Source organism: Allobosea sp. 10L417 (assembly GCF_056395485.1).
In genome coordinates, this window is record NZ_JBFTJP010000005.1 from 290,650 (window position 1) to 302,450 (window position 11,801).

Below are 11,801 nucleotides of genomic sequence, written 5' to 3' on the forward strand. Positions count from 1 at the left end.
GTCATCACTGGCTGCTGTCGACCTGAAACGGGGGGAAGAATGGCTCAAAAACAGGATCTGGACGTCCTGATCATTGGAGCGGGCATTGGTGGGTTGACACTCGCCTTGGCGCTTCAAAGGGTAGGGATCAGGTGTCGGCTCTATGAGGGCGCACCTGAGTTCAAGCCCTTGGGCGTAGGGTTGAATTTGCTCCCGCATGCCATCCGGGAGCTGGGTGAGCTCGGGATCGTCGAGCGCCTCGTCGAAAAAGGGATTCCGACGCGGGAGTATTGTTTCTACACGAGCCATGGCCAGCATGTTTACTCGGAACCCCGCGGTCAATTCGCGGGCTATGAATGGCCGCAGGTCTCGATCCATCGTGCGGACCTTCATACCGTTCTCGTCGAGGCGGTCCTGGACCGTCTCGGACGCGACGCGATCACCTTCGGCCACCGTTGCGTCGCGGTCGATCAGGCTGGCGACGAGGCCATCGTGCATTTCGGGGATGCAGCCGGCGTCGTCATCAAGACAGTGCGGGCCAGCATCGTCATCGCCTGCGACGGCGTCCATTCCGCCGCGCGCAAGCAATTCCATCCCGAAGAGGCGAAGCCACGCTATCAGGGCACCACGCAGTACCGCGGCGCGACCCGATGGAAGCCGTTCCTGAGCGGCGCCAGCATGGTCTATATGGGGACCTATGAGACGGGTAAGCTCATTACCTATCCCATTCGCAACGACATCGACGGCGAAGGCAGGCAGCTCATCAATTGGGTGATCGAACTGTCACGCCCGAATGAGCAGACGCGCGACTGGAACCGGGAGAGCAGCGTCGAGGAATTCATAGGCCATTTCGAACATGCGCGGTTCGATTGGCTGGATATTCCCGCGATGCTCCGTGCCGCCGACGTGATCCTGGAATATCCGATGGTGGATCAGGATCCTCTGCGGTTCTGGACTGCCGGGCGCATTACCCTTCTCGGCGATGCCGCTCACCCCATGATGCCACGCGGCTCCAATGGCGCTGCCCAGGCGATCATCGACGCCAACACGATCGCCGTTCTCCTGGCCGGCGGGGACGATCCGCTCGCCGCCCTCAAGGAGTACGAGTCGAAGCGCCTGAAGGCCACCGGCGACGTCGTCATCGCCAATCGCAGCCAGGCGCCGGACGCCATCCTCCGAGTCGTCGAGGAACGGACAGGCGGAAAGCGCTTCGACCACATCAACGACGTCATATCGCAGACAGAACTCGTGGCCTGGCAGGATCGCTATCGCAAATTGGCGGGCTTCTCTGCGGAAGACCTGCAGTCGCCCCGCAAATCCGCGTGAAATCATCGCGAAAGGCAATCAGGAAGCACGACACCTCAGTTCATCTCGGTGCGATCCACTGAATGTGGCGCAAAGGATTCGAAGGCCCCGCCGGYATCGGATCGAAACAAAAAAGGCGGACTTATTCCAGTTGGGAGAGAAACCACATCATGTCAAAGCATCGGGGACTAGCGCTCCTTACCACCCTTGTACTCGCCGCAGGCATCGCCTCCGCAGCGGCACAGGATTTCCCGTCAAAGCCGGTCACGATCGTCGTGCCGTTTCCTCCGGGAGGCGTCGCTGACCAAGCAACGCGGCTTGTCGCGGCCAAAGTATCCGACAGCATTGGCCAGCCGGTGGTGATCGACAACCGGCCCGGCGGCGGCGGTCAGGTCGGCGCGATGGTAGTCAAGCAGGCCAAGCCGGATGGCTATACTCTGTTCTTGGCAAATATCGGCAGCCACGCCATCAACCAATCCCTCTATGCCAAGCTCTCTTACGACCCGGTGAAGGATTTCTCGCCGGTCACTGAAATCTTCAGCATGTCGCATGTGCTGGCTGTGCCGAAAAACAGCGCGGCCAAGACACCGGCTGATCTTGTCGCGTTGTCCAAAGCGAAGCCCCTCTCCTTCGCTTCGCAAGGCATCGGCAGCGGCGGCCATTTGCTCGGAGAGATGTTCAAGTCCGGGACGGGAAGCAATGTCGTCCATGTGCCGTACAAGGGCACGGCACAGATCCTTCCCGACCTGCTGGCCGGCCGGCTCGATCTCATCTTCGACGGTATTCCCGGCTCTGGTCCGCTGGTCCGCGACGGCAATCTCAAGGGGCTGGCCGTCACCGACAGCAAGCGCTCGGCGATGCTGCCGGACGTGCCGACCATGGCCGAGGCGGGATTTCCTGGCTATGAGCTCAGTGCCTGGTTCGGCATCGCGGCGCCGGCGAATACGCCCGCGCCGGTGATCAACAAGCTCAATGCCGAATTCATCAAAGCACTGAAGCATCCCGATGTCGTCGCTCGCATGACGGAATTCGGAGTGAACATCATCGGCAACTCGCCCGAAGAGTTTGCCGCCGTCATGGCGTCTGAAACCACGCGTCTTGGCCAGGTCGTCAAGGCCTCTGGCGCGCGCGCCGAGTAACGTCTCGGCGCAGCCTGCTGCGCCGTTCTCCCAAACCTCAGCTCGATGAGATGGAGCAAGTCATGCCTTTGCTGGGCAAGGGTGCGCTCGTCATGTGGTGCGACATCGCGCCGGAACACCATGCTGCGCATGACGAGTGGCATTCGAACGAACACTTCCTGGAACGCCTTGGTATTCCGGGCTTCCTGCGCGCCAGACGGGGCGTCTCGATAAGTGGCAACGCCCCGCGATACTTCGTTCTCTACGAAGTCGACCAACTCGCGACAATCGCCTCACCCGCCTATCTGGCCCGCCTGAACAATCCCTCCGTATGGACTCGTTCCATCATGGCGTTGGTCCAACGCCTGAGCCGCACCCCGAGCCAGGTGACCGCGAGCCACGGATCGGGAATCGGCGCCTATATCCAGGCCGTTCGCCTGACCCCGCGCGACGATGGCGCGGGCTCAAGCGAACTTCGCCGGTGGCTCGTCGAAACCGCACTGCCGTCGCTCATGTCGCAACCAGGCGTCGTAGGCGCGCATCTCCTCGAGCATGCGCCCGCTTGGGCGCCGCAAGCTACGCATGAGCAGGCGCTGCGCGGTCGCGCCGACGACACCGCCGATTGGATCCTTGTCGTCGAAGGCTATAGCGCCGCAAACCTGGAAAGCGCGACCGCCAGATTGCTTCCGCCGGACGAGGTGATCCGGCGCGGCGCCGCCGGTTCACCCGTCTCAGGTTTCTATCAGATCGCCCATATGGTGACGCCTGCGGATCTGCCCCCTTCGGAACCCACCGTGGTGGACGCAGACGAAGACGAGGCCCGGAATCACTGGCGGTCCCAACAATTAGCAGCCATCGCGGAAGGAGCATGAGCATGCGGCTTCATCTGAATCAGGAAGTCCTCGCCGGCCTCATCTTCGCCTCATTGGGGGGTCTCGGCCTCTGGCTTGGAAGCAACTATCCGGTCGGCTCCGCGCTACGCATGGGGCCGGGATATTTGCCAACGCTGTTGTGCTGGCTCCTCGTCGGATTGGGGGCGACCATCGCGATCCGCGGCGTGGCGATCGGCGGCGAACCGATTACCCATTTCAACATTCGCTCTTTGATCCTGATTGTCGCGGGCGTCCTCGCCTTCGCGGCCCTGGTCGACCGTCTCGGCCTGGCCATCGGCACAATCGCCGTGATCATGATCGGCGCCCTCGCCGGCCACGAATTCAAGTTCCGGGAGATGGCCGCCCTCTCCATCGGCCTCGCAATCGCAGCCTCGGTTCTGTTCGTCTTTGTTCTCGGACTGCCGATCAAAATCCTTGCGGGTTGGAGGTAGAACCCATGGAAATCTTCGACAACCTGGCCCTCGGCCTCTCCGTCGCCTTCACCCCCATGAATCTTCTCTTCTGCTTTGTTGGCGTTCTGATTGGAACGCTCATCGGCGTCCTGCCGGGGATCGGCCCGGTGGCGACGATGGCGATGTTGCTGCCGATCACGTTCTATCTGACTCCGACGGCGGCGCTCATCATGCTGGCGGGGATCTACTACGGGGCTCAGTACGGCGGGTCCACCACGGCAATTCTGATCAATACGCCCGGTGAATCCACCTCGGTCGTCACCTGTCTAGACGGGCACGCCATGGCACGTCGCGGTCGCGCTGGCGCTGCGCTTGCGGTCGCCGCAATCGGCTCCTTCTTCGCCGGCACCGTCTCGACGCTGCTCATAGCGCTGGCCAGCCCGCCTCTGACCCGCGTCGCGCTGCAGTTCGGCCCGGCAGAGTACTTTTCCTTGATGGTGCTGGGTCTCGTCGGAGCCGTCGTGCTTGCGCAGGGCTCGCTCCTGAAAGCCCTCGCCATGACCTGTCTCGGCCTGCTCCTGGGACTCGTCGGAACCGACCTGAATACGGGTGACCTTCGCTACACCTTCGACATTCCCGAATTGATCGACGGCATCGGCTTCATGCCGATTGCGATGGGGCTTTTCGGCATGTTCGAGATCATCAGCAATCTCGAGCATCGGCACGACCGGTCCGCGAGCAGGGTCATCGGCTCGCTGATGCCGTCGCGCGATGAAATGCGCGCGTCGATCATGCCCATCCTGCGTGGCACGGGCATTGGCGCGATCCTCGGCGTTCTGCCTGGTGGCGGGGCCTTGCTGAGTTCCTTTGCGGCCTACGCCATCGAAAAGAAGATCGCCAAGGATCCGTCCCGTTTTGGACATGGCGCGATCGAGGGCGTAGCGAGCCCTGAATCGGCCAACAATGCCGGTGCGCAGACCTCGTTCATCCCGATGCTGACGCTCGGCATCCCTTCGAACCCCGTCATGGCGATGATGCTGGGCGCGCTGATGATCCAGGGCGTTGCACCGGGCCCGAGCGTCATGACCCAGCAGCCCAGCCTGTTCTGGGGCGTCATCGCCAGCATGTGGGTCGGAAACCTGATGCTCGTGGTGATCAATCTGCCACTCGTCGGCATCTGGGTCCGGTTGCTGACAGTTCCCTATCGCTTCCTGTTTCCCTGCATTCTCTTCTTCTGCGTCATCGGCGTCTATACCGTGAACAACTCCGCGTTCGAGGTCGTACTCGCCGCGATTTTCGCCACGCTCGGATACGTATTCTTCAAGGTTGGCTGCGAGCCCGCGCCGATGCTGCTCGGGTTCATCCTCGGGCCGATGATGGAAGAGAATCTGCGCCGGGCGATGATCCTTTCCCACGGCGACCCGACCGTGTTCACGACCGAACCTATCAGCCTGGGCCTGTTGATCGTCTCGGCCGCGTTGCTCGCCGCCGTCGTGCTCCCCGCCCTGCGCCGGACACGAGAAGAAGCATTCAAGGAAGCCTGACGGCGCCAAGACGGAGATCGCTCACAATGACCACGCTCGTCCGCTATCGCCGGCCATCGGCCGGAATTCACCCGCCTCACCTCTACCCGGACTACACATCCACCATAAAGCGGGCCCCCAAGCAGCCTCTCGTGCTGATCCCGCACCAGCTTTCGGAGATCACCGGCCCTGTCTTCGGTCATGGACGCATTCGCGCCGAAGACCACGATCTGACCCGCATGCATGCGGCCGAGCCTCTCGGAGAGCGGATCATCGTGACCGGCCGCGTGCTCGACGAGGATGGGCGCCCTGTCCCTCACACGCTCGTCGAATTGTGGCAGGCCAACGCCGCCGGCCGGTATCTCCACAAAAATGACCAGCATGCCGCACCGCTCGATCCGAATTTCAGCGGCGCCGGGCGCACGGTCACCGACGCAACTGGGCAATACCGCTTCGTAACGATCAAGCCGGGCTCCTATCCCTGGAAGAACCACGCCAACGCCTGGCGCCCCCAACATCTGCACTTCTCCGTCTTCGGGCCGAGCTTTCTCACCCGCATTGTCACCCAGATGTATTTTCCCGGTGACCCGCTGATGGCTTATGACCCGATCTACAACAGCATCCATGACGAGAAGGCGCGTGAACGCCTGATCGCGCGATTTGACCTCGACGTGACCGAACCCGACTGGGCCCTGGGCTACCGCTTCGACATCGTTCTGCGCGGGCGCGACGCGACCCCCGAGCACCACTGAAGGAAGCCGCCCGTGACCATGACGCTGACAGCATCCCAAACCGTTGGGCCGTACTTCCACATCGGGTTCGAAGCCCTTTACACGACCGACCTGACACTTGCGGCGGCGCAGGGGCAGAGCATCACCGTGACCGGGACGATACTGGACGGAGACGGCCAGCCGATTCCCGATGCGGTTCTGGAGCTCTGGCAAGCGGATGCGACCGGACGCTACCATCATCCCGAAGACCGACGAAACGAAGAGCCGGATCAGTCCTTTTTCGGGTTCGGCCGGATTCCCATGCGTGACGATGGCTCCTTCAGCTTCAAGACGATCAAGCCCGGGCGCCCAGAAAGTACCGACGGTCGCCATCAAGCTCCGCACATCAACGTGACCCTGTTCATGAGAGGGCAGCTCACGCATCTCGTGACGCGCATCTACTTCGGCGACGAGCACGCGAACGAGCAGGACCATGTTCTGGGATTGGTCGATCCACAACGGCGCCACACGCTGGTCGCGCGCCTGTCGTCAACGACGCCATACGAATACCGATGGGACGTTCACATGCAAGGTGCAGCAGAAACCGTCTTTTTCGATGTGTGATGGCGGCATGGCCTGTCGGGTCGGAGCGGGCTCGGAGCTGACCGGTCGATTCCGGCCTGAGCATAGTCCTGCCTGAGCCTAGTCCTCTGCGACGTTGAACGATAACATTCGCGATTCTTGGGTCGCCTTGAAGGCGGCTTCCGCTGCAAAGATTGTCCGAAGCTTGTTCAGGCACGTTCCGAAATGACGCTTGAAGTTTTCTACTCGCGAGCCGGCCACCTGATCCGCCGCATGAACCAGATTGCCGTCGCGATCTTTCTTGAGGAGACGAGCGAGCTCGGTCTGACAACCGTGCAATATGCAGCACTGCATATGATCGACGAGATCCCCAACGTCGATCAGGCCAGTCTGAGCAGCATGATCGCCTTCGACAAGACGACGATCGTCAAGGTCTTGGACCGCCTCGAGGAAAAAGGTCTCATCACGCGAGAGCGTTCCGAAACGGATCGACGGCGCCAGCTCCTGAACGCCACGAAGCGCGGCCAGGAGGTCGTCAGGCAGATCGAGCCCATGATCAATCGCTGCGAGGAGCGCATTCTCGCCCCTCTCAGCGCGCCGGATAAGCGCCGTTTCATGGAAATGTTGACCCAGATCGTTCGGGTCAACAACACGTTCAGCCGCGCGCCGCTCAATGACGAGCTGCTCGAGGATTTCGCGGCACGCAAGAACATCTCGCGGCCGAAAAAGCCGATCGACGCGAAGGTCGCCAAGCCGAGCAAAACCTCTCGAAAGCGCGACGCGTCCGGGCCCGCTTGACGCTCTGATCGGCGCGGGAGCGCGCCGCTCGTATGGGGGGCGGCGCGTATAAGTCGCACGCTATTTGACAGCATACCAACTATTGGTATACTTTCTTATATCCGGTTCGCCATTGCATGCGCTGAGCACCATCCTGGGCAATTTCGGCGCGGCATACGGCGGCACGCAAAGAAGAAGGATTGAATGATGAAGCTGTGCCGCTTTAATGACGACAATGTCGGCGTGGTATCGGACGGCAGGGTTTTCGACGTTACCGAACTGGCCGAGAGCTTGTCATCCAGAATTGCCGCTGATGATTTGGGCGATCCTTTCGTATGGAGCATACGAGACCTTCGCAAAGCATTGCCGGACAGTCTGACGAGCTTTCGTTCCTTTTCGCTGGACAAGGTCGATCTCCTGTCTCCAGTGAAGTTTCCCGGCAAGATTGTCGCGGCCCCCGTCAACTACATGGCCCATATCCTGGAGATGCAGGCGAGCAACATTTCACCCGGCCATAATATTCCCGAGATTGGAAAGGCGGGTCTGTTTCTGAAGGCAACGTCTTCTCTGGTCGGCCCCTCGCAGGGGATCGCCCTTCGTTTTCCCGATCGACGCACGGATCATGAAATCGAACTCGTCGCCATCATCGGCGAGACGGCGAGTTGTGTTTCGCGCATGGACGCTCTTGACCATGTCGCCGGATATTGCCTCGGCCTGGATATCACCGTCCGCGGAACGGAGGACCGCAGCTTCAGGAAGTCGATTGACTCCTACTCTGTTCTTGGCCCCTGGCTGACCACGGCCGACGAAATTCCCAGCCCGAACGATCTTGAACTGACCTTGCGTCGGAATGGCGATATCAAGCAACACACTTCGACGGCCGACATGATCTACGATGTCGCGCGCATCATCGAATTCGCATCCTCATTCTATACGCTCTATCCCGGCGACATCGTTTATACCGGGACACCCCAGGGAGTTGGACCTATCGAGCCGGGCGATCGCCTCCATGCGGAATGCCCGGCTTTGGGCGCCATGAGCGTGACGGTTCGCGCATATTCGGAGCAAAGACCCGTGTAGGATAATGGCGCCTCGGGCTACCACGCTGCGCCGGACAATTGCGATGTGACGCTGCAGCCGAGCGCCCCCGACCTCATTTTGCCCGATGTGCAGCTTCGCCCGGTGCCGAGGCCGGCCATCGCGTGGCATTGCTGCCCCAGAAATGCCCAGCAAGCCTCGGCCATATCCTCGGCGGCCACCACGCCGCCGGGAGAGCCCGGTGTCGGCCCATTCCGAGGACGCACCTCACCATTTGGGATCGCTTGAGCGCCGGGATGGTTGCCCTATTCGGCAATCGTCAGCGTCATTCCATCGAATGCCACTGCGATATTGTCCGCCAAGCGGCTGGCGAGGCTCGCATAATCCAGATCGACATGGAGATTGGTCAGGATCGCGCGTCGCGGCTTCAGCGCGGCGATGGCATCGAGCGACTGAGCCAGATGGAAATGGCTGGGATGCGGCGTCTCGCGCAGGCAGTCGAGAATCAGGATATCGAGGCCGGCCATGGCTTCCATTGCTGCCGGCGGGATCAGGCTGACATCGGGCAGATAGGCCAGCGAGCCGAAACGGAAGCCGAGCGCTTCATAATTCGGCCCGTGCTCGACCCGGAATGGCAGCGCTTCGATCAGTCCGCCGGCGCCGTCGATTGTCTGGCTACGTCCGGCAGTGATCTGGTCGAGATCGAGGATCGGCGGGTAGTAACTGCCTGCCGGCGTCTCGAAGAGATAGCCGAAGCGTGTGCGCAGCGAGGCTTGTGTGGTTGTATCGGCATAGATGCGGATGCGCTGGCGCATATGCAGGACAAGCGCGCGCAGATCGTCGATGCCATGGCTATGGTCGGCATGGTCATGCGTCATCAGCACGCCGTCGAGCGCCTCCACCTCGGCGGACAAGAGCTGTTCACGCAGGTCCGGAGAGGTATCGACGAGAACCCGGGTCGTACCGTCCGGTCCCGAACGCGTCAGCAGAATCGAGCAGCGGCGCCGGCGATTCTTTGGATTGCTCGGGTCGCAGGCACCCCAACCGGAGCCAGGCCTTGGCACGCCACCCGAGGAACCGCAGCCGAGGATCGTAGCCGTCAGCGTCATGGCGCGGGATCAGGCGACCCGCGCAACCGGCGCGGCGTGGTCCATCTTCCAGTAGCAGCGCCGGGCGTTTTCGGTGGTGATCCGAGCGGCTTCGTCGAAGGGAACGCCGATCGCATCCGCCAGAACCTTCGCCGTTTCAACGACATAGGCCGGCTCGTTGCGTTTGCCCCTGAACGGGACGGGAGCCAGATAGGGCGCATCCGTCTCGACCAGCAGGCGCTCGCGCGGCACCATCCGCGCGATGCGGCGCAGGTTCTCCGAGGTCTTGAAGGTCAGGATGCCGGAGAAGGATACGTAGAAGCCGAGTTCGACACCGGCCATGGCGAGCGCCTCTCCCGCCGTGAAGCAGTGCAGAATCGCCGGGAAAGCGCCCTTCCCGGTTTCCTCCCGCAGAATCGCGATCATGTCGTCATCCGCCTCGCGGGCGTGGATGACGAGCGGCAACTGCGTCATCCGGGCGGCCGCGATGTGGGTTCGCAGCCCGTGTGCCTGCGCATCGCGCGGGCTGGAATCGTAGTGGTAGTCGAGCCCGGCCTCCCCGATCGCGACACAGCGCGGATGGCCCGACAGTTCCGCCAGCCGCTCGGCCGTGATGTCGAGCTCCTCATGCGCCTGATGCGGATGGGTGCCGACCGAGAACCAGACCGACGGGAAGCGCTCCGCGATCGCAGCATAATCAGCCAAGCGCGCGACGCGGGTCGAGATCGTGACCATCCGGCCGACGCCCGCGGCTTCGGCCCGCGCGATATAAGCCGGCAGCTCCGCCGCGAAGTCCGGAAAGTCGAGATGGCAGTGTGTGTCGATGACCATCACGCCGCCTGACCATCCTCGGGCTCGACATAGCGCGGGAACACCGCGCTCGGCGCCGGCAGCGGTGTCCCGCTGGCCAGACGTCCGATCTCGCCGAGCGCAGCAAAGCTGCGCGCCTCAGCAGGCACGCCGAGCAGGTCAAGCAGTTTGCCCGCTGCCTGCGGCATTACCGGCTGCACCAGGATCGCGACTTGCCGGATCACCTCGATCGTAACGTAAAGCACGGTGTCGCGGCGCGCCGGATCTGTCTTGGTCAGGCGCCAGGGCTCGTTGGCGGCGAAATAGCGGTTCGCCTCCGCCACCACCGCCCAGATATCGGCCAGCAGGCTATGCAGGGCGAAATCCTTCATCATGTCGCGGGCCTTCGCGAGCGCGCCGTCGGCCATGGCGAGCATGGCCTTGTCCGCCTCGGTCAGCGTCCCGCAGGGTGGCACCCTGCCCTCGCAGTTCTTGGCGATCATCGACAGCGAGCGCTGCGCCAGATTGCCGAGGTCGTTGGCGAGGTCGGCATTGATCCGCCCGACAATGGCATCATGGCTGTAATTGCCGTCCTGGCCGAAGGAAACCTCGCGCAGGAAGAAATAGCGCAGCTGGTCGACGCCATAGGTCTCGGCGAGGTCGAAGGGATCGACCACGTTGCCCAGCGACTTCGACATCTTCGTGCCCTTGTTCAGCAGGAAGCCGTGGCCGAAGACGCGCTTCGGCAGCGGCAGCCCCGCCGACATCAGGAAGGCCGGCCAGTAAACCGCATGGAAGCGCACGATGTCCTTGCCGATGATGTGGACATCGGCCGGCCAATAATGCGCGCGGGGGCTCGCGGGATCGGGGAAGCCCGTCCCGGTGAGGTAGTTGTTGAGCGCGTCGACCCAGACATACATGACATGCTTCGGGGCGCCAGGAACCGGCAGGCCCCAGTCGAAGGTCGTGCGGCTGATCGAGAGATCCTCAAGGCCTCCCTTGACGAAGGAGACGACCTCGTTCCTGCGCGTCTCCGGCGAAATGAAGTCCGGGACCTCATCGTAGAGCTTCAGCAGGGCGTCCTGGTACTTGGCGAGGCGGAAGAAGTAACTCTCTTCCTCCACCCACTCGACCGGCGTCCCCTGCCCCCCCAGGCGCGTGCCGTCGGGCTGGAGGGTCGTCTCCTCCTCGCCATAGAAGGCCTCGTCGCGCACCGAATACCAGCCGGAATACTTGGCGAGATAGAGGTCGCCATTGGCCTCCATGCGCCGCCAAAGCTCGTCGGTCGAGACCTCGTGGTCGGGGTCGGTCGTGCGGATGAAGCGGTCGAAAGAACAGCCGAGGCGCTGCTCCATCTCCTGGAACCGCGCCGCGATCTTGTCGACGAACTCCTTCGCCGACAGGCCGTTCTGGGCCGCCGTGCGCTGAACCTTCTGGCCGTGCTCGTCCGTGCCGGTCATGGCGAAGACGTCGTAGCCGTCGAGCCGCTTGAACCGCGCGATCGCGTCGGCCGCCACCATCTCATAGGCGTGGCCGATATGCGGCGGCCCGTTGGTGTAATGGATCGCGGTCGTCAGGTAGAATTTCGGGGCGGTTGCCATCATCTG

At 62.4% G+C, this 11,801-nt stretch carries 12 protein-coding genes; 9 read left to right on the top strand and 3 right to left on the bottom strand.

Annotation, left to right across the window (positions count from 1 at the left end; all coding sequences use genetic code 11):
* Positions 1 to 39 precede the first annotated feature (39 nt).
* The 9 genes from AC1DE3_RS15455 (at position 40) to AC1DE3_RS15495 (ending at position 8,359) form a co-directional block, all read left to right on the top strand.
* On the top strand, positions 40 to 1,305 hold the full coding sequence (locus AC1DE3_RS15455; RefSeq protein WP_476778485.1) for a flavin-dependent oxidoreductase: 1,266 nt from the start codon (positions 40 to 42) through the stop codon (positions 1,303 to 1,305).
* Positions 1,306 to 1,367: 62 nt separating this feature from the next.
* A complete protein-coding gene (locus tag AC1DE3_RS15460; RefSeq protein WP_476778486.1) occupies positions 1,368 to 2,423 on the top strand; it encodes a Bug family tripartite tricarboxylate transporter substrate binding protein in 1,056 nt (351 codons plus the stop codon).
* Between the two features lie 62 nt (positions 2,424 to 2,485).
* Positions 2,486 to 3,274, top strand: coding sequence for a hypothetical protein (locus tag AC1DE3_RS15465; RefSeq protein WP_476778487.1), 789 nt, complete (start codon positions 2,486 to 2,488; stop codon positions 3,272 to 3,274).
* Between the two features lie 2 nt (positions 3,275 to 3,276).
* The gene (locus tag AC1DE3_RS15470) at positions 3,277 to 3,726 is read left to right on the top strand and encodes a tripartite tricarboxylate transporter TctB family protein (protein WP_476778488.1); all 450 of its coding nucleotides are present in this window, start codon (positions 3,277 to 3,279) and stop codon (positions 3,724 to 3,726) included.
* A gap of 5 nt (positions 3,727 to 3,731) precedes the next feature.
* Positions 3,732 to 5,231, top strand: coding sequence for a tripartite tricarboxylate transporter permease (locus tag AC1DE3_RS15475; protein ID WP_441513121.1), 1,500 nt, complete (start codon positions 3,732 to 3,734; stop codon positions 5,229 to 5,231).
* A 26-nt stretch (positions 5,232 to 5,257) separates the two neighbouring features.
* Positions 5,258 to 5,962: a protocatechuate 3,4-dioxygenase subunit beta gene (pcaH, locus tag AC1DE3_RS15480; RefSeq protein ID WP_476778489.1), complete on the top strand. Its 705-nt coding sequence runs from the start codon at positions 5,258 to 5,260 to the stop codon at positions 5,960 to 5,962.
* An 18-nt stretch (positions 5,963 to 5,980) separates the two neighbouring features.
* Positions 5,981 to 6,544 carry a protocatechuate 3,4-dioxygenase subunit alpha gene (pcaG, locus tag AC1DE3_RS15485; RefSeq protein WP_476778770.1) on the top strand — a complete coding sequence of 188 codons (564 nt, stop codon included), beginning with the start codon at positions 5,981 to 5,983 and terminating at the stop codon, positions 6,542 to 6,544.
* Between the two features lie 183 nt (positions 6,545 to 6,727).
* Positions 6,728 to 7,300, top strand: coding sequence for a MarR family winged helix-turn-helix transcriptional regulator (locus AC1DE3_RS15490; protein ID WP_476778490.1), 573 nt, complete (start codon positions 6,728 to 6,730; stop codon positions 7,298 to 7,300).
* Positions 7,301 to 7,483: 183 nt separating this feature from the next.
* Positions 7,484 to 8,359 carry a fumarylacetoacetate hydrolase family protein gene (locus AC1DE3_RS15495; RefSeq protein ID WP_476778491.1) on the top strand — a complete coding sequence of 292 codons (876 nt, stop codon included), beginning with the start codon at positions 7,484 to 7,486 and terminating at the stop codon, positions 8,357 to 8,359.
* Between the two features lie 263 nt (positions 8,360 to 8,622).
* Here the strand turns inward: AC1DE3_RS15495 and AC1DE3_RS15500 are convergent, their stop codons facing one another.
* From AC1DE3_RS15500 to metG, 3 genes are read right to left on the bottom strand one after another with little or no spacing between them, the layout of a single operon-like run.
* The gene (locus AC1DE3_RS15500) at positions 8,623 to 9,426 is read right to left on the bottom strand and encodes an MBL fold metallo-hydrolase (protein WP_476778492.1); all 804 of its coding nucleotides are present in this window, start codon (positions 9,424 to 9,426) and stop codon (positions 8,623 to 8,625) included.
* A gap of 9 nt (positions 9,427 to 9,435) precedes the next feature.
* Entirely contained in the window at positions 9,436 to 10,236 is an 801-nt protein-coding gene (locus tag AC1DE3_RS15505; protein ID WP_476852529.1) for a TatD family hydrolase, read from the bottom strand.
* A complete protein-coding gene (metG, locus tag AC1DE3_RS15510) occupies positions 10,236 to 11,795 on the bottom strand; it encodes a methionine--tRNA ligase (RefSeq protein WP_476852530.1) in 1,560 nt (519 codons plus the stop codon). Before metG ends, AC1DE3_RS15505 begins: the two co-directional genes overlap by 1 nt.
* Positions 11,796 to 11,801 lie beyond the last annotated feature (6 nt).

Bases quoted from the DNA above. Each gene is read 5' to 3' on its own strand.
- AC1DE3_RS15455 (WP_476778485.1), top strand. From the start codon at position 40: ATGGCTCAAAAACAGGATCTGGACGTCCTGATCATTGGAGCGGGCATT.
- AC1DE3_RS15465 (WP_476778487.1), top strand. From the start codon at position 2,486: ATGCCTTTGCTGGGCAAGGGTGCGCTCGTCATGTGGTGCGACATCGCG.
- AC1DE3_RS15470 (WP_476778488.1), top strand. From the start codon at position 3,277: ATGCGGCTTCATCTGAATCAGGAAGTCCTCGCCGGCCTCATCTTCGCC.
- AC1DE3_RS15475 (WP_441513121.1), top strand. From the start codon at position 3,732: ATGGAAATCTTCGACAACCTGGCCCTCGGCCTCTCCGTCGCCTTCACC.
- pcaH (WP_476778489.1), top strand. From the start codon at position 5,258: ATGACCACGCTCGTCCGCTATCGCCGGCCATCGGCCGGAATTCACCCG.
- pcaG (WP_476778770.1), top strand. From the start codon at position 5,981: ATGACGCTGACAGCATCCCAAACCGTTGGGCCGTACTTCCACATCGGG.
- AC1DE3_RS15490 (WP_476778490.1), top strand. From the start codon at position 6,728: ATGACGCTTGAAGTTTTCTACTCGCGAGCCGGCCACCTGATCCGCCGC.
- AC1DE3_RS15495 (WP_476778491.1), top strand. From the start codon at position 7,484: ATGATGAAGCTGTGCCGCTTTAATGACGACAATGTCGGCGTGGTATCG.
- AC1DE3_RS15500 (WP_476778492.1), bottom strand. From the start codon at position 9,426: ATGACGCTGACGGCTACGATCCTCGGCTGCGGTTCCTCGGGTGGCGTG.
- AC1DE3_RS15505 (WP_476852529.1), bottom strand. From the start codon at position 10,236: ATGGTCATCGACACACACTGCCATCTCGACTTTCCGGACTTCGCGGCG.
- metG (WP_476852530.1), bottom strand. From the start codon at position 11,795: ATGGCAACCGCCCCGAAATTCTACCTGACGACCGCGATCCATTACACC.